The organism is Halostella sp. PRR32, assembly GCF_034808085.1.
GTDB lineage: Archaea > Halobacteriota > Halobacteria > Halobacteriales > Natronoarchaeaceae > Halostella > Halostella pelagica.
In genome coordinates this window covers 105399-123252 of sequence record NZ_JAXHGL010000004.1, presented here as the reverse complement: position 1 = coordinate 123252, position 17854 = coordinate 105399, and the positions used below count along the sequence as shown (strand labels likewise).

Annotated in this window: 14 protein-coding genes and 1 pseudogene; 7 read left to right on the top strand and 8 right to left on the bottom strand. The window is 60.2% G+C overall.

The window, feature by feature from the left end:
• Positions 1–36 precede the first annotated feature (36 nt).
• The 3 genes from SM753_RS14700 to SM753_RS14690 all read right to left on the bottom strand — a co-directional run bounded on the left by SM753_RS14700 (position 37) and on the right by SM753_RS14690 (position 2763).
• Positions 37–1239 carry an MFS transporter gene (locus SM753_RS14700; protein WP_323192176.1) on the bottom strand — a complete coding sequence of 401 codons (1203 nt, stop codon included), beginning with the start codon at positions 1237–1239 and terminating at the stop codon, positions 37–39.
• 211 nt (positions 1240–1450) lie between these two features.
• Positions 1451–1906, bottom strand: coding sequence for a hypothetical protein (locus SM753_RS14695; RefSeq protein WP_323192175.1), 456 nt, complete (start codon positions 1904–1906; stop codon positions 1451–1453).
• The gene (locus SM753_RS14690) at positions 1906–2763 is read right to left on the bottom strand and encodes a ParA family protein (protein WP_135536002.1); all 858 of its coding nucleotides are present in this window, start codon (positions 2761–2763) and stop codon (positions 1906–1908) included. The genes SM753_RS14695 and SM753_RS14690 overlap by 1 nt, the downstream gene beginning before the upstream one ends.
• 801 nt (positions 2764–3564) lie before the next feature.
• Here SM753_RS14690 and SM753_RS14685 point away from each other — a divergent pair.
• Both SM753_RS14685 and SM753_RS14680 read left to right on the top strand, forming a co-directional pair.
• Positions 3565–4635, top strand: coding sequence for a PQQ-binding-like beta-propeller repeat protein (locus SM753_RS14685; protein ID WP_323192174.1), 1071 nt, complete (start codon positions 3565–3567; stop codon positions 4633–4635).
• Between the two features lie 92 nt (positions 4636–4727).
• On the top strand, positions 4728–4970 hold the full coding sequence (locus SM753_RS14680; RefSeq protein ID WP_323192173.1) for a hypothetical protein: 243 nt from the start codon (positions 4728–4730) through the stop codon (positions 4968–4970).
• 298 nt (positions 4971–5268) lie between these two features.
• Here the strand turns inward: SM753_RS14680 and SM753_RS21395 are convergent, their stop codons facing one another.
• Complete coding sequence (locus SM753_RS21395) at positions 5269–5364, bottom strand: hypothetical protein (protein WP_369335365.1); 96 nt, start codon at positions 5362–5364, stop codon at positions 5269–5271.
• Between SM753_RS21395 and SM753_RS21390 the strand changes: the two are divergent.
• Positions 5354–5572, top strand: a pseudogene (locus SM753_RS21390) (alpha/beta fold hydrolase); the annotation flags it as partial. The gene SM753_RS21395 and the pseudogene SM753_RS21390 overlap by 11 nt on opposite strands.
• Positions 5573–5634: 62 nt before the next feature.
• On the opposite strand, the gene SM753_RS14670 reads toward SM753_RS21390, so the two are convergent.
• Together SM753_RS14670 and SM753_RS14665 are read right to left on the bottom strand one after the other, a co-directional pair.
• A complete protein-coding gene (locus SM753_RS14670) occupies positions 5635–6420 on the bottom strand; it encodes a hypothetical protein (protein ID WP_323192171.1) in 786 nt (261 codons plus the stop codon).
• Positions 6421–6703: 283 nt separating this feature from the next.
• On the bottom strand, positions 6704–8653 hold the full coding sequence (locus tag SM753_RS14665; protein WP_323192170.1) for a bacterio-opsin activator domain-containing protein: 1950 nt from the start codon (positions 8651–8653) through the stop codon (positions 6704–6706).
• A 624-nt stretch (positions 8654–9277) separates the two neighbouring features.
• Here SM753_RS14665 and SM753_RS14660 point away from each other — a divergent pair.
• Positions 9278–10546 carry an MFS transporter gene (locus SM753_RS14660; RefSeq protein ID WP_138798750.1) on the top strand — a complete coding sequence of 423 codons (1269 nt, stop codon included), beginning with the start codon at positions 9278–9280 and terminating at the stop codon, positions 10544–10546.
• A gap of 71 nt (positions 10547–10617) precedes the next feature.
• Here the strand turns inward: SM753_RS14660 and SM753_RS14655 are convergent, their stop codons facing one another.
• Positions 10618–11178: a class I SAM-dependent methyltransferase gene (locus SM753_RS14655; RefSeq protein WP_323192169.1), complete on the bottom strand. Its 561-nt coding sequence runs from the start codon at positions 11176–11178 to the stop codon at positions 10618–10620.
• A 186-nt stretch (positions 11179–11364) separates the two neighbouring features.
• Between SM753_RS14655 and SM753_RS14650 the strand changes: the two genes are divergently transcribed.
• From SM753_RS14650 to SM753_RS14640, 3 genes are all read left to right on the top strand, one after another.
• Positions 11365–12483 (top strand): aminotransferase class V-fold PLP-dependent enzyme, encoded by a 1119-nt coding sequence (locus SM753_RS14650; protein ID WP_323192168.1) that lies wholly within the window; start codon positions 11365–11367, stop codon positions 12481–12483.
• A 233-nt stretch (positions 12484–12716) separates the two neighbouring features.
• Entirely contained in the window at positions 12717–13121 is a 405-nt protein-coding gene (locus tag SM753_RS14645) for a helix-turn-helix domain-containing protein (protein WP_135536010.1), read from the top strand.
• 428 nt (positions 13122–13549) lie between these two features.
• Complete coding sequence (locus SM753_RS14640) at positions 13550–14419, top strand: universal stress protein (RefSeq protein WP_323192167.1); 870 nt, start codon at positions 13550–13552, stop codon at positions 14417–14419.
• A 53-nt stretch (positions 14420–14472) separates the two neighbouring features.
• Here SM753_RS14640 and SM753_RS14635 read toward each other — a convergent pair whose 3' ends face one another.
• The gene (locus tag SM753_RS14635) at positions 14473–17397 is read right to left on the bottom strand and encodes a PAS domain-containing protein (protein WP_323192166.1); all 2925 of its coding nucleotides are present in this window, start codon (positions 17395–17397) and stop codon (positions 14473–14475) included.
• Positions 17398–17854: the final 457 nt, after the last annotated feature.

Genomic DNA, 17854 nt, shown 5'->3' with positions numbered 1-17854 from the left:
TTCGATAGTGTCGGACATAAACGAGGATCGGCCCCATCAACTGGGCGACCGCCGAGCGATCCCCACCCACAACACTGCGGCCACTGCTGTCAACGCCGCCAGTCCGAGAAACCCGACATCGAACAACTCCCTATCGGCAAACAGTCCGATAACTGTAGACCCCGTGGCACCGATGCCGAACAGGACCGTTCGCAGAAACCCCCAGACGGCCCCTTGCACATCCTCCGGGAGTTCCGATACGATAAACGCGCTCGCCAGGGGCAAAACCGCATTCCGGACGCTCAAACTCGGAACGAGCAGAGCAAGCGCGATGAGAGCATTCGTAAACGGCAGTAGCAGAAGCGTCACCGTCGACAGCGCGATCAACGAGAGAACGGTCTCGTGCTTTCCGTACTGGTCCGCAACATGGCCCGAGATAGGTTGAATGATCGCACTGGCCACGAACAACAGCCCGAACAGCAGGGCTGCGATCCCCTGGTCGAGATCTTTGACTTCGACGAGATAGGTCGGTAGAAAGGAGACGAGCGCCTGATATGTGAAGATGAAAAGCACCATGACACTGCTGCCTAACAGCACCGACCGCTCAGTCAACGCACTGAGAGTCCGACGCGCAGTTTCCGCCGCCGAGAGGGTTCCGGTGTCTCCAGACGACTCTCTGGACGGGACAACCCACCACAGGAGAGCGCCAACCAGGAGAAGTAGCGGAAGCAGCCACACGACGGCCGGTCGCCACCCCAAGCGGTTCGCGATTGTCGCCCCGATGTAGGGGAGCAACGCCGCGCCGATGCTTCCGGCGGCGAAGATAATGCTGTACGCGGTGTTATCTGCGTCCGGAAACGTGCGTGAGACGAGTATGTCACGGGGCGTCCCGAACAGTCCAGCGCCGAGACCAAAGAGAGAACAGGCGGCGAGAAAGCCCACAAAAACCGGGGAGAGGTAAAACACGCCGTAACTGAGCGCGGCGATGATAGCTCCTCCGGCGAGAAGCCTCCGCTCTCCGATCCGGTCGGCCATGATCCCGGACGGAAACTGCAGCCCTGCGTACATCAGCCACAGCAGCGTCATCGCGAACCCAACGCTGGCATTGTTGATCGCGAAGTCGACTTTGATCTGTGGGATCAACGCCGGAAAGAGGATCCGGGAGCCGCTGATGATCAGCCACCCTATCGCCACGATGAGAAGTGTCCAGCCGCGTCCATCTCCTCGCAATCCCTGGACCGCATTCCGTATCGTGCTCATCAGTATATGAACTGCTAATTTTCATCCCGGTCTTCTTCCCACTGCAGTCGTAAGTTCGCCGGCACGACTGCGTGTCGACAGCACAGAAAACACTGGCTCTTGATATGAATCTTTTCCCGTTTCGCCGGTCAGTGGGTCGGTAACTCCTTCGCCCCCAGTCCGGGTTTACGCGCCGGCACTGGAACACCGGTCAGGCCGATTCCATCCGTCGCTATCCCGTGTCTAGATCGTACCCCCATTCCCGGAGAACCTCGGCGACGAGTTCCGGGTTCCGCTGTGCAACTACCATAGACGCTTCCCGGTAGTCCGACTTGTATACGGTTTCGTCGAGGCGGTCCTGTAGCGTCTCCTGTAACTCAGTTTCCGCCTCTATGATCTCCTCTCGGAGGAAATACGGGACCTGTTCCCGACCTTCGTTGACCTTGTTTCTGCGGATCTTGTACGGGAGCGAGTCCATCGTCGGCCGCTGGTCCTCCGGTTCCGCCCCGGTATCGGTTTCTGTTGACGCTTCAGGGGCCGTTTCCTCCGGCGTTTCGTCCGGTTCTTGGGCGGCCGTTTCGGACTTGTCGATGCTCTCTGTCTCGGTCGACTTCGCATCGTTGGACCCGTCTGAATCGTCTTCGGATTCGTCGAGTCCAGCGTCGCGAGAGCCGGACTTGAGCCCCATTACGCTGTCACCTCCGGTTGCTCGACGCCCGCCTCCCGTTCGAGATATCGAGCGAGGTCGTCGAACTGCTCCAGCGTCTCCATCTCGTACTCGCGTTTGCGGTCGCGGTGGTTCTCGACGTACCCGTACGGGCTACACTGCTCTTTCCAGCACCCCTCCATGAGCGAACCGCGTTCCCCGATCACGACGGGAACGGGGAACCCGCTCTCACGGAGGGCATCCAGGATCTCTCGCTGGTCGCGAGTATCCTTGTAGCCGATCGGAACGACGGACAGGACGCCAACGTCCACTCCGATGTTGCTTTCGAGTCCGTCGACGAGGTCGTCTAACCCTTCGATAGATTCCTGTCCTTTCGCGGTCGCTTCAAATGGGATGACGACGTTCCGAACCGCGACGAGCGCGTTGTAGAGGATCGGACCCGCCTTCCCCGCTGAATCGACGATAACTACATCGTATTCGTCGCGGACGTTTGCGTCGCTGAGTACCCGGTGTAGCTGGTGGTACATGCTGTACGACTCGCCGAGTTTCTCCGCCTGGTTCTTCTCGTTCAGGAGGAACTCGTGGACGTCTTCGAGCATGTTGTGAGACGGGATCAGGTCAATACCCTCCCCCACTTCGTGAGTGAGGTCGTGGAAGTCCCCCTTCGGTCGTCCGACCAGATGCCGAACGAGATTGTCTACTTCCGGGTCGCCCCGGTCGTACTCCGGTCCGAACAGATACGTGAGACTTCCGTTTTGCGTATCCATATCGATCGCAAGAACGTCGTGGCCCGCCCGCGCGTGACTCGCTGCGAGTGTCGCAGCAGTCGTCGTTTTCCCGACGCCTCCGGCCTCCGACACCGGCGTGTAGGTTAACATATGAGTGGAAGTTGTAGGCCGGGAATATAAATCTAGGTCAGACGTTATAGCTTAATTGTTGGAATATGATGTATAGCTGTATCGTATAGGTATAGGACTAAACTATAGTATCGAATATTACCGCAGTACTGCGGCGGGTGTTTTTAGTTCGTGACCGAACTGGACCTAATGTATAGGCCATACCTATAGCTAATATCTATCTCTCTCACGTACGACTTGAACACGTCTCTGGAGCAGGGCTCACAGTAGTTGTTCATCCAACAGACGGGTTTAAGCTATAGCTATGACGTATAGCTATGAACTATAGAGAAACTGTCTCGGTGTACTCCGGACTATCACTCCGACGGTACGGATAATCGCCGACTGGAGGCAACTATCTCATTTACCTATATGTTATACCTATACGATACAGCTATACCTAGCAACTATACTATCGCGTCATATTTCTACCTGATGACGCCATAGGGCCGACTTGGGAGCTATTCCTCGCCTCAAGCAGTAGTCTTGCGTGTCAGATCCAGGATTGGGTCATATCTTGTAGGTATTTCTCATATCTATATCTAATACCTATATCTTACAGCTATAGTAACTGGTTCCGGCTGCCGCTGCGCCGTTTGACGGTCACACCGCTGGTCTCTTTTTGATGACACGGACGCTTGATATCGTGACACTACTCACGTAGGGTCCTAATTAAAACGCCTAACACCTCACCGCTACATAATGTCCAAACCGACAGCTGACAGAAGAACGGTGCTTGGGATACTCGCATCAACTGGGGCCACGGCTGGTCTCGCTGGCTGTTTGAGTGACGGAGGGACCGGCGACGACGACGAAGACAACGATGAGAACGGCAGCAACCCGCAGGGGACGGGATTCGAGACGCTATGGGAAAAAGAGCTACCCACTGAATCGGTAGAGCCGACGGCGTATCGCACTGCTATCGGTTCTGGATTTTTGGCCGTCGCCGTGGAAGATACCCTGTACGGGATCGACACCGAGAACGAAAGCGTCGAGTGGGAGGCCTCAGACACCGGCGACATCGACAGGCTCGCCGTGACGGACACTCACGTTTTTGTCCACCACGCCGCTCGAACCGGTCCGGGAACGGTGTACCCGATCGAGCGGGCGAACGGCGAAAAAGACGGACAGAGCCAGGGCGGAACAGGCTCGTTGCCTATGCTGGCTCTCGCCGACTACGTCATTACTCCCCATCAGTACCACAGTTTAGAAGACGGTCTCTACGCCATGGGCTCTGACGGCTCCCGACACGGTAGCCTCATAGAACAGGAAGGAGTGAACTGGGTCGCCGGTGAGGGCAACTACGCCGTGGTCGGCCGTAGAGCTACCAACGGGTCCGCCGAGATACTGGGATACGATCTAGACCTCGAAACCGGGCCTGAGCAGATATGGACGATATCTGACCTTGACCTCCACACAACCGGCGTCGTCGGCGGGACGCTGGTAGCGCCGAATGGGGACGCGTTCACGCTCATCGACATCGAGACGGGCGACCGCACCGACGTTTCAGTCGACGCCGATATCGGCAACGGCGGACAGGTCGTCACGGCCGAAGGTAAGGCGTTCTACACCGCCTATGGCGTGGAAACCCTCTACGCGATCGACCCCGGCGCAGAAGAAGTGGCGTGGACTGTCGAGGAAGACATGAGCGACTACAGTCAGATGGCGTCGACGGGAGACGCTATCGTCTTGCGGCGTGCCGGTAACTTCCGCGCGGTCGATCCGGCGTCCAGCGAGACACTCGCCGAAGGAGGGGACCCGCCGGCTGAGGCGGTGACCTTCGAGGCTCACGGCGGAGCAGTGTACTCGTGCGAGGCAACGATTACGGCTCATGACGCTGACTTTTCGGCATGAACTCCCGACAGAGCGGGTTCCGGGCAGTCCGGGTTGTGGATACGAGTACAGAGACGCGACGGCGCGACCGACTGACACTTCGGTGACCGAAGATGGCCAAAGAAATACCGATACTGACGGGACTGATGGCTCGACTAGTAAAACTGATCGCGGGGACGGCGTTTCTCCTCGTCGGCGGGGTGATGATCCACTCCGGACTCGGGGATCCGGGTGTCGTGGACAACGTTCTTCTGGCGGCGGCCGGCGCTCTCGTGGCGTCCGTCGGGGTGTATGCGTACTACCTGGCGTACACGGACGATACGATCTATCTCAGACTTGGCTCGAAACACCGTTGACATCCGGTCCGGACTACAGAGCGACTCTCTCCTTGTTATTCTCTAGCGCTGAATTCCGACCGCCCTCCACGGCTATGAAAACCCACTGACAACGCTTCGTAAAATGTCCTGTCTGTCAGGGACCCGTGGATCGGGCAGTTACTCGTGGGATAATACTCCGATCCGTGATCGGCCGCCATAGAAACCGTCGGACGAATGCGGAAGACGGGACTTGTGAACCGTCTACACCCCGCGAGAAGAAGTTTCGACGGGATATTCAGCGTCGGGGCACTGAGCCGCTGCTGTAGAACGGACCTGATCAGGCGTACTCGAACACTGCCCGAACAAGGTTGGTTTCAGCCTTCCGGAGATGCTCCGAAGCGGTACTTGGCGCACAGTCAAGCCGTTCGGACAGCCCACCGCGCGAAACCGTTTCTCAGCCGACGCTGGTCTGCTGGGGGGAGGACGACATTGCGCTCGTTCCGGAAATGGCGCAAGCGAGCGTCGACTACTGCGAGAACGGCCGGTTAGGGTCGTTCCCGAACGCGTCACACTGGGTTCACATGGACTGCGAGGAAGTGACCGGGATGCTGATCGACCATCTATCTGAAGCCGTCAACTGAGAGCCTGCGGTGGCTATAGCCCACGTCGAATAGACGTTCAGTGGGCGCACTCGAACGACATCTCACCCCTGTTTGTCGTCGGCAGTCGCATCCTCGAAAGCGTCCGCGACTGCGACGACTGCCCTGACCTGTCGCAAGAGCAGGCCAGAGTCGACAAAGATGTCGTCCATTTCGTGTGTCACTGTCGACGGATCACCGGACAGGCTCATTTCCATCGCGCTTTCGGCGACACTGCCAAGTAGTGAGTCTCCCATATCTGGGACGGCGTCAGTGAGCGTGCTTACTGCGTCACCGACGAGTAGTCTATCGACCGTGTGGACCTCACGGAGAGTGTCTTCCACGGGTTCTGAGAGGACGCTTCGGACGAGATCTGCGGACCCGGCGGACGTGACGAATCCGCCGTCGACAGGTTCACTCATGACCGACGTGGAGCCGAAATCGATCCGCTCTGCGTCCGCTTGCCCCTCGTTTCGGGTGATAATGGCACCTTCATCGGCCGGTTGGTCGAGGTCTGCCTCGACTACCATGTACGAGGTGGTGTTCGTCCCACCTTCGGTGCTAGTACCGGACTTGCGCGTCTTTATCCGGACCCGGACGGGCCGTCCGTTGATTGTGCCTGTGAGATCCGGTTTTCCGAGCGGTAGAACGGACCCGCCGTCCGGCGTGAGCCCAGCCTTTCGACCCATTGCTTTCCACGACCGATGCTGAAAATGCATGACGACTAGCACCCCCGCGATCCCCGCTCCGGCCGCTCCGCCGAAGATGACCATCGGTTCTGTCGGTAGCTGCGACGGGGCGATGACCGGTTCTGTCTGACCGATAAACACGAGGACAGTCGTTCCGATCACTATCAGGATCCACCCTATCTTTGTCAGGGAATACAGTGCCTGTTTCCTTGTCACGATTCCCCGACCTCGTTGGATCCGCACCGCTCATACGGAGCGGGAGTAGTATACGAATTCATACGATTTCCTGTCAGACTAACGTTAAAGTTCTAGCCCCTACTCACGTAGTGTCCTGGGGAGGCGGACGAAATGCTTCGTGATACGTTGTGACTACCGGTGCGTAATCTGTCTCCGTCTCCGTTACTATCCCCTTCGGGGATTCGGCGTCTTTCGGCGCGGGAGGATGTCAATCGTCATCTATCAGAGCTGAGAGGATAGTCCGCTCGGCTTTCCGAATGTGTCCATGCAGCGTCGCGGACGAGATATCTAACGACTCGGCTATCTCCTCTGCTGTACTTTCGCGCGGCCAGTCGAAGTATCCGGACCGGTAGGCGACCCGGACGGACTCTCGCTGCCGGTCGGTGAGGTCATCCAGTACTCCGCCGGGTCGGCCGACCGTCGTAATCTCCCGGTCGCGTTCGCGGTGGGCCAACAGTTCGGCGTCCGAGTACACGCTCAATATCTGGTCGACGATGTCACGTATCTCCCCGTCGTCCGGAGCCTCGACGACCAACCGTATACTGGTGCCGTCCGCGGAAGCGGCCTGAACTGTTGCTCCGACTCCGGTCACAGTGTGGAGAAACGACGATTCCGCTACGACCAGTTCGATGCGGCCGTCACCGCCCTCGTCTCCGATGACTCTAGCGCGTTCGACTCGCTCGTCGTTCGCCATCGCTTCGGCGACGGCGACGGGCCGACCGCCGGTGACAGAGAGATAGAGGATCCACCGCCCCGCCGATGGAACGTACCCGTCTAACTCGAGTTCGCAATCGAACTCCGACGCGGCTTGGACGAATACGGTGTCCGAGTCTTCGACGCGAAACTCCAGTTCGACGACCGCGTCAGCGAACAGCAGTTCCCGGCTCTTTGCAGCGCTGATGACGGACCCGACTGTCCGACCGAGAACGTCGAAACCCGCCTGTTCGCGCTCGCTAAAGGCATCTTCTCGGGTCGCGTAGACGACCATCACACCGTATACAGTCTCCCCGTCTCGAAGCGGTACTGCAACGACCGATTCGAACCCGCGTTCGCGTGCCGCGTCCCGCCAGTGTTCGAACGAGGAGTCGTCGACGTTGGCTACCGTCACCTCGTTGCTACGCAGTGCGCGTCCAACCGGCCCCTGACCGGTTTCGCTCCTGGTGTCAGTAATCGTCACTTCGTCGAGATACCCTCTGTCGTCACCGGCGGTAACCCGTGGAACGATGCGGTTTCCGTCAAACTCCCGCTCGCCGACCCAAGCGAACCGGTACAGATCGGACGCCGCTAACTGTTCGCAGACGGTTCGTTCGACGGTTTCTCGGGTCGCCGTCTGGATGAGTTCCCGTGTGGTTTCCAGGAGGAGTTCGTTGATCCTGTCAAGCGTCTCCAGTTCGTCGCGCTGGCGTTCCAGAGTCCGCTCGCGCCGATTACGCTCGGTGACATCTCTGACAACCCCGACACTGCCCGGAAACTCACCGTCAGCAGGTTCCGCTCGCAGTCGATAGTACGACTCTAACTCCAGCAGGTCGCCGTCGGGTGTCTCAGTCACTGCCTCCACTGTGCCGGTGCTGAGGTCCCCGCTAACGACCCGCTCTCGCATGTCTGCGGCTATGTCCAGTTGGTCCGCGTCCACGAACAGCGTTCGAGGGTCCGTCCCCAACAACTCGTTTTCGGGGCGTCCGAACATCTCGCACATCTCGTCGTTGACGAACGAAAACTGGAGATTCTCGTCCAGTGCATAGACGCCGTCTCCGACTGCCTCGACGATCGACTGGTAGCGGTCCGAACCGTCGTTCCGTTCGGCGGGGATGGCACTACGTTCGGACACCGCCCAGACCAGATTCCCCGTCTCGGTCGCGGACAGCGCTATCTCGACCGGCGTTCCGCCGGCACCCCGGTCACCCGTTCGGGCCTTGCCTTCCCATCGACCCTTAGTCCGGGCTTTACTGACGGCGGTTCGTTCGAGGCGGTCCGATTCGTTCCTATCGAACAGTGTTTGCCACGGTCTGCCGGTGAGCGAATCCGCATCCGTCCCGACTATCGACGCCAGTTCTTCGGTGACGTAGGCGAACTCCTCGTCGACCTGGATCGCGACGCCACCGGGCATCGATTCGGCCAGTTCGCGCCATCCGTTGACCGGGGGAGTCGCCTCGTCCATAGCGAACAAACCGATTGTGAGAGTATAAAAACTTTCACTAAACCGAAAGAACAGATCGGCCCCCGAGTCATCCCTTGTCTTTCTCGATGTCTGTACTCCGGGGAATTCCGCCAGTAGAACTGTCTGTCGGTCGTTCTTCCCGAAGGATGGAGGAACTCTTTCGACTCCGACGGTGGCCACATAGCGGGGTGTCAGGGCTCTTCAAAGAGCCCCGAGATACTCGACCGTCCGCACCACACTTCTACGCTGGGGGAGAAACGCAGTAGACGGAGACGCCGTCCCGGGCACGAGGCCACCGACGAAAGCGCGACAAATATCAGCCCAAGGACAGGAACGAATTTCAGCAAACATATAATTTGGACCGTACGAACGTATCGGTATGACTAGTTCGTTTCTCGGAACGTGCTTCGACGTTTCCCTCTATTCGACTGGCGTGGTGGACTGCTGGTTTCCCCGGCGTGGCCGGGATGACCGGTCTCTGTCCGCCCCGGGTATCGATACCTCTGACCGTAGTTTCGGCGACAGCGTGATGGAGAACGAACGTCGTGACACGTCTCGTCAACTCCGTTGGACCGGCGATACGTTGCTCCAGCGGCGCAGACACAAACAGCAGACAGCATAACTATGTCGAACCAGTCTCGCCTCTCAAAGTCGTCTGTCGTCTTCAGATACTATCTCTATCAGGCGACCGCCCGTCCCGGCTTTCACTATCCCGTGTACACCCTCTTTTTGCTCTGGAACGGGCTCAGCTTCGCCCAGATCGGACTCATCGCCACCATCCAATCTATCGTCGTCGTCACCTCCGAGATACCGACGGGGTACGTCGGCGACCGCATCGGTCGGCGGAACAGCCTCGTCGTCGGAGCGTTCCTGATGCTCATCTCGAACGCGAGCTATCTGGTCGCAACCGATTTCATCGGATTCACGTTCACCTTCGTGATGCTCTCGTTCGGCGGGACCTTCGTTTCTGGAAGCGGGAACGCGTGGCTCTACGACACCCTCAAGGAACACGACATCGAGGACGAGTTCACGCGGATCAAAGGGCGAAGTCGGGCCATCGCGCAGTGGGTGAGCGCCGGGAGCCTCGTCGCCGGCGGCTTCCTCTACTCGATGAACCGGTTCTATCCGTTCTACGCGGGCCTCGTGGTAGCGCTTCTCAGTTTGGTGATGGTGTTTCGCCTCCCGCAGAACCGCGCGTACGACGCCGAGGAGAGCACGGAGTCGGAAACGATGACCATCGTCGACGCCATCCCCGTGATCCGCGACCAACTCACCGCGCCGAGTCTGCGGTCGTTCATCGTTTACCTGGCGCTGTTCAGCGGCGCGATCCTGACGATGGACATGTGGATACAGCCCATCGCACAGAGTAGCCTCGAAGCCAGTTTCGGCCCGACGCTCGAGGGATGGGGACTCTCCGAACCGGCGATAATCGGCCTGCTGTACGCCGCCTTTACCGTCGTCTCGGCCGTCATGAGCGACTACGCCGGCGATATCGAGGATCTCCTCGGCGTCAGTCGAGCCATGTTTCTCATCCCCGTCTCCATCGCCGTCATGTACGTGTTCGCGGAGTTCGTCCCGCTCCTCGCGTTCCCGATGTTCTTCATGATGAAAGGCGGAAATTCGGTCGTCTCTCCGATCTATCAGCGCTACATCAACGACCAGGTGCAGTCGGTCGGACGCGCCACGCTGCTCTCGTCCGTCGCGATGTTGCGGTCTATCGCGGGCATCCCGTTCCGCGTCGGGAGCGGCATTCTCGCGACGTGGTACTCGACCTCCGGCGCAGTCGCTATCCTCGGAGCGGTGTTCATCGTGGGCGCGGTCCTCATATTCACGTTTGCACCCCCTGTCAGCGCCGAGTATAGTTCGACGTCGACGGCAACCGCGTCCGACTGAATCTCGGACGAATACGGGTTGGTAGCGCAAGAATCGCGTCTACAGACGATGGCGAAAACGGGCGGGAGAACCTACTCGACCGTACCGATCAGTACGAACGTTTCCGGCCGGACGGCGTCGTGTTCGAGACGAAACCCGCTGTCGCGGAGGGCGGTGCTCGCCGCCTCGGCCGTGAACCGTTCGTCGAGCGGCGGCCCGTGGTCGCCGGTGCCAGTGGCCGCCCAGTCGACGATGACGAGTCGGCCCTCCGTATCGAGTGTCCGGCGGATCTCGGCGAGCGCATCGGCGCTCGCGAATTCGTGGTACGTCATCGTGGAGAACGCGACGTCGACAGTGCTCGCGTCGAACGGGAGGTCGGCCACCTCGCTCGTCACCAGTTCGACGTTCTGCGGGACGCCTTTCTCTCTGTAGTAGTCGTGCATCTCCTCCTGAACGTCGATAGCGTACACGTCGCCCGCGTGAGTAGCGACCACGTCAGTGTAGAACCCCGTTCCGCTGCCGAGGTCAGCGACGGTGTCTCCCGACGAGATATCGAGCGCCCAGAGCAGTTCCTCGGCCGAGAGGAATCGGTACCGCTGCTCGGGTCGTTCCAACTTGTCCGCGCGCGACGCATCGAACGTGTGGTGGCCCATGAGTACTCATCCATCCCGGACGGGGTGAACGTTACGGGAACTCCCCGCCCGGATGGATTCCACAAAAATTGTCACTGACGGATGTCCGTCAGTCCCGGTGTACGGACTCGCTGGACCGGCCGGCGGACCATGCACAAACAGGGACAGTCGACAGTATAACTAACCGTCGGCTCACAGTCACTAGCAATGACTCCGACAGAACTCCGAGAGGATATTCCGGCGCTACGAGAGGATGTCTATCTGAACTTCGGTGCCCACGGCCCCAGTCCGCAGTACGTCGTCGACGCGGCTGACGAGTTCACCCGGACACACGAGTACGACGCTGTCGAGAGCGACCCGTACGAGACGGCCTCTCAAGCGTTCGAACGGACGCGCGAGACGGTGGCGTCGTTCGTCGGTGCCGACCCCGACGAGATCGCGTTCACCGAGAGTACGACTGACGGTATCAACGCGGTCGCGAGCGCCATAGACTGGCAGCCCGGCGATGTCGTCGTACGCACCGACCTGGAGCATCCCGCCGGAATACTCCCCTGGCAGCGCCTCGAACGGGCGGGAGTCGAGGTGCGTGTCGTCGAAACTGCGGACGGCCGTATCGACCGGGATGCGTTTGCAGACGCCGTCGAAGACGCGACTCTCGTCTGTTTCAGCGCGATCACCTGGACTCACGGAACCGAACTTCCGGTGGCGGACCTCGTCGACATCGCGCACGACGCCGGTGCGTTCGCACTCGTCGACGCAGTCCAAGTTCCGGGTCAGACGGCCATGGATGTCAAATCGTGGGGCGCTGACGCCGTCGCGGCTGCAGGCCACAAGTGGCTCCTGAGCCTCTGGGGCGGCGGGTTCCTCTACGTCGACCGCGACGCCGCCGAGGAACTCCAGCCGCGGTCGGTCGGCTACCGGAGCGTGCAGGCGTCGACCGCGGACTCCTTCGAGTTCGCGGCAGGGGCTCGTCGCTTTGAGGTCGGGACGACGAACCCGGCGTCGCACGTCGCGCTCCGGGAGGCGATCCACGTTATCGACGAGGTGGGCGTCGACAGTATCGAAGACCGAATCACGCGACTCTCCGGCCGCCTCGCCGACGGCGTTCCGGACGAACGACTCTGCAGCCCTGCGACGCCGGAGTCCGGGCTGGTGACGATCGACGTCGCCGACCCGGACGCGACGGTCGAACGTCTCGCGTCCGACGGTATCGTCGTTCGATCGGTCCCGGTGCCGGACGCGATCCGGGCTTCGGTCCACGCGGTCAATACGGAGGCTGATGTCGACCGCTTACTCGACGGACTCGAACAGGAGTGGTCTCACTGATGCCGTTGCGATCACACTGACTGCCGGGGGATCCGCATGACGGATGACGAAGCCAAGCGCGTATGGCTCGTCCGATTCGACCGGGTGCCGGAGCGGTCCGCCAGCGGTGTCGAGGTCGTTTCAGCGAACTGAGCCGGCTGCGCCGTCACTGCTTTTCGACGAGGTTGTATCGGGATTGTGTAATCCATGCACAAATCTTTTAACCGCGTATCGACTACCTATCGGTGATACCAATGCCCGATTCGATGTCCGAGCAACTCCAGCAGGATATGGAGTGTGAGGGGCTTCTCGAGTGCTTCCACGGCCTTAAACAGCTCGACCGGGAGTGCTTTCAGGCGCTGGTGAACGCCGAGGAACCGCTCACGGTAGACGAGATCGCCGAGGGCGTTGACCGCGAGCGATCGACAGCGTACCGCGCCATTCAGCGCCTCCTCCAGAACGGATTCATCCAGAAAGAACAGGTCAACTACGAGCAGGGTGGGTACTACCACGTCTACTCGCCGACCGACCCGTCGAAGATATCCGACGACATGCAGCGAATGCTCAACGACTGGTACGCGAAGATGGGCCAACTCATCCAGGAGTTCGAGACCAAATACGAGCAAAACGACGCGTCGACGCCGTCGGTCGAGAGCTAATAGCCACTGCTGTACGTCATTCGGTATTTGGCCGACCCGTGTCGGCGAACACCGGGACACAGTTACAACGATCCCTGTGAGAGTTCGTCTGCGACCGGCGTTTCCTTGCTTGCTTCGCCTCAGCGCCGATGTCGACTCAACAGTGTCGCAACAACACGACCAGGAAGCCGACTCTCGAACGGTAGAGTCCACTCTGCGCAGTCTTGTATGCTTTCCCGAAACCTACACTCTCTAGTCGTGGGGACTGTACTGACGACCCGTACCCGAGAAGCGCTCTCGGAGCGTGCCTCGTCGAAGCTATTCAGTTCGACGGCGGGCAGTCGCCGCTGTGAAGTCGTTTCCGGGCCGTACTGCGACCACCAGCCGTTCGAAGTCAGACCGCGTGCCCTCACAAGTATTGATTGTCCTCGGGAACGGACGTTCGAACAATGTTCGACAACGTCCTCGTACCGACGGACGGAAGCGACTGTGCGGAGGTCGCGGTCGGGTACGCAAACGACCTGGCGACGCGCTACGGAGCGACCGTCCACGCGCTCTCCGTCGCCGACTCCCGTCTGATCGAGACGGGCCCCCACTCCGACCGCCTCCGAGAGCGGTGTGAGGAAACCGCCGGCGAAGTGTGTGATTACCTCTCTACGGAGGGTCTTCAGGTAGAGAAGGCCGTCCGAACCGATCTCCCTCACAGAGCTATCCTGGAGTACGTTGCGGACCACGACATCGACCTCGTCGTGATGGGTACACACGGTCGGACCGGCGTCGAGCGGTACCTGCTCGGGAGCGTCACGGAGAAGGTCGTTCGTCTCTCCGATGTTCCGGTTCTAACGGTCCGGGAAGCGGACGGTGACGACGCCCGGTACCCGTACGATGACGTTCTGGTGCCGACGGACGGAAGCGAGGCCGCCGCGGCAGCGGTCGACCCGGCCGTCGATATCGCACACAGGTACGGCGCTCGTCTACACGCTCTCTCCGTCGTCGACCAGATGGCGATGGGCGTTGATGTCCGGTCCGAAGCCATCATGGAGGCCCTCGAAGACTCTGCCCGGTCAGCACTCGATGCTGTCGAAGAACGGGCGATCGGGTCATCGGTTTCAGCGGTCGAAACTACCGTCGAGTACGGGAACCCGTTCCGGGAGATCCGGTCGTACGTGACGGAACACGACATCGACCTCGTCGTGATGGGTACGCACGGTCGAGACAGCATCGAGCGGTATCTGCTCGGCAGCGTCACCGAGAAACTCGTCCGAACGTCTTCGGCACCCGTCATGACCGTCCGGATGCCGGACTCCGCAGAGTCGTAACGGGTCGCCTCCGGCAGGACGGCGAGTCTCCACGAGGACTGCGGCGAGCGGACTCACCGGGCAGGCTCCTCCGCCGCGGGCAGCGTGAACGAAAACGTCGTTCCCTCGCCGCATTCCGTGTCGACCCAGATATCCCCGTCGTGGCGCTCGACGATCCGCTTGCACAGCGCGAGACCGATGCCAGTTCCGGCGTGTTCTTCGCGACTGTGGAGGCGCTGGAACACTTCGAAGATGCGCTCTTCGTCGTCGGGATCGATACCGATCCCCTCGTCGCTGACGGAGAGGCGCCACTTCGAACCGTCCCGATCGGCATCGACGTGTACGCGCGGCGGCCCGTCACCGCTGTACTCGATGGCGTTTTCCAACAGGTTCTGAAACACCTGGCGTAACTGACCGGGGTCCCCCTCGACGCGGGGGAGCGCTCCGCTCGTGATCTCGGCGTCGCTTTCCTCGATCTGTATCTGGAGATCGTCACGAACGTCCGACAGGACTTCCTCCAGTTCGACGGGCTCGAACGGATCTCCCTTTGTTTCGACCCGCGAGTATTTGAGTAAGCCGTCGATCATCTCTCGCATCCGCTCGGCACCGTCGACAGCGAACCCGATGAACTCCCGCGCGTCTCCGTCCAGTTCGTCGGCGTAGCGGTTTTCGAGAAGTTGCAGGTAACTCGTGACCATCCGTAACGGCTCCTGGAGGTCGTGAGAAGCGGCGTACGCGAACTGCTCTAGTCGCTCGTTGGACTCCTCCAGTTTGCGTTCGTACTCCCGGCGCTCGGTGATGTTCTGGGACATTCCCAGGGCGGCGAAGACGTCGCCGTCGTCGTCCCGGATCGGCACGACCTGGAACTGGTACACTCGATCGCCGAGTCCGATCTCGAACGAGCGGGACTCGCCGTCGAGCGCGGCCTCGTAGCGCGGGGCGAGTTCGTCGGCCAACTTCGGCGGCAGCGCCTCCCGAACCGGTTTTCCCTCTATCTCATTAACCGTGCTGCCGGTCACGTCGTTGGGATTGCCACCGATGGTCTGATACCGGAGGCTATCGTTGACGAGGGCGACGGCGCCGTTCGGGAAATACTCGATGAGCGTTCTGTAGCGCCGCTCGGACTCCTCTAGCTGGCGCTCTCGCCTCTTTCGCTCCGTGATGTCTCGGTCAGAGACGATCAGCGACACCACGTCACCGCTCTCGTTAGTGACCGGTCTGAATACGCCGTTGAGGGTGTACTGCTCTCCGTCCGGACGTGTGAGGTCGGCTTCGAACTCGACGTACTCGCCCGTCGCTGCGCGCTCGGTCCACTCTCTGACCTTGTGCTGGATACCGTCTCCCTCTCCCCACCAGGGCGTCTCCCAGAACGCCTGGCCGGTCACATCGTCAAGAGTGGCGTCGACGTACTCCATTGCCGTCTGGTTGATGTCGAGTACCGTCCCGTCGGGTTCTAGCAAGCCGACGAGGATGTTCGGGTCCTGGAAGATCGCTTCGTATCGGCGCTCTTTCCGACGGAGTTCCTGTTGACGGTCTTTGCGTTCGGTGACGTCACGGAAGTAGACTGAGAGGCCCGTCTCAGACGGATAGGCGTTGATTTCGTACCACGCGTCAAGCGGTTCGGGATAGTGAAACTCGAACGAGGTCGGTTCCTGTGTCTCCATCGCTCGCTCGTACTCGTCTCGGAGTCGGGTTTTGTCGACCCAGTCGAACACCTCCCAGATGTGCTTTCCCACCAGTCCCTGGTCCCGAAAATCGAGCCATTCTTCGGCTTGATCGTTGACGTGAGTGAACTGCCAGTCGTCGTCGAGCGCGTAGAAGGCGTCAGTGATCCGTCCGAAGACCTCACTCAACTCCGTTTCGAGCGCCGTCTTTCGCTGTTCGAGCTGTTTTTCACGCTTTTTCAGTTCGGTAATGTCCTCGCCGGCGATCACGATCCGTTGGATGCTCTCGTCCGACCCGAAGAGCGGAGCCGCGTTCGCGCGGAAATGCTTCCGTTCTCCGTCCGGTGGTTCGACGATAATCTCCTCGTTAAACACCGGCTCTCCGGTCGCCAGAACGCGCGCAGACAGCGTCTCGTTCGGGGCTAGCTGTTCGCCGTCCTCGCCGTAGATCTCCCACTCTCCGGTATCGACGGGGTCTTCGGTGAACTCCTGTTCGGAGAGGCCGAACGCCTCCTGAGCTCGCCGGTTTGCTATCACCGTTTCCCGGTCGGTGTTCTGTACCGCGATCGCGCTGGGCGCAGTACGCAACAGTTGCTCCGTCTGGTCGTATTCGCGTCGGAGTCGCTGTTCGCGCTCTTTCCGGTCGGTCACGTCGTCGACGGAAACCACGACTCTCTCGCCTTCGTGCCGCCCGTCCGTTATCGGAGCGGCGTTGAGCGAGAGCCACCGGCGTCCGGCGCCGGGGTAGTCGATCTGACACTCGTACTCGAAGACGGGCTCCCCTGTTTCCAGAACTCGCGTCCACGGTAATTCGTCGCTCGGAATCGGCTCTCCGTCCGCGTCGTAGATGTCCCACGATTCGAAACTGGAGTCCTCGATCTCTGACTCTTCGACGCCGATCCGGTCGAGCATTCGCTGGTTCGCTCGGACGAATTCGCCGTCGGACGTGACAGAGCAGATACTAACCGGGACGGTTTCGAGGATCCGCTCGGTGAGATCGCGTTCCTGGCGAAGTCGCTGCTCGTACTCCCGCTGTTCGGTCAAGTCGCGGGTCACTTTCGTGTACCCCTGAAGCGACCCGTCGTCGTCTCGAATGGCGGTGATGACATCGTTCGCCCAGAACCGCGACCCGTCCTTACGGACGCGCCACCCTTCGGTTTCGACACGGCCGTTCGCCGCCGCGGCTTCGATGTTCTCTTCTGGCACTCCGTCGTCAATATCGGCGTCAGTGTAGAATGTCGAAACGTGTTCCCCAACGATCTCGTCTTCGTCGTACCCTTTGATCCGCTCGGCCCCTTCGTTCCAGTCGACGACGACGCCGTCGGCATCGAGCATGTAGATGGCGTACTCCCTGACGGCGCTTACGAACGCTCCGAACTCTTCTAACTCCGATTGTCGGCTCGCAGACCCCGGAGATTCAGACAGCCACCAGACCCGAGTTTCCCCCGCTATCAGTTTCGTCTCTAGCTCGTCGGTTTCGGCGAGTTCTGCTAAAATTTGTCGTGCGGTCTGACGAGAGCATTCTAACTTCTCGGCGGTTTCAGCGGCAGTTATAGGCGTAGACGGTGGACTCATCCGGACGAAAATATCCCGAACGTCTCCCTGTGTTATATCCGGAGTAGATCCTGGGGATCCCATGGAGCCAAGTAACGAAATGAATCCATAAACGTCTGACGCCGGGGGGTAACACGGTCGGTGTACACTGAAAACAGGCGATAGACGGCATCCCCCGAAACTACCTACTGCGGTATTCGATCCGTTCGACCGTGTCCATTCTACCCGGTCCGGGTGG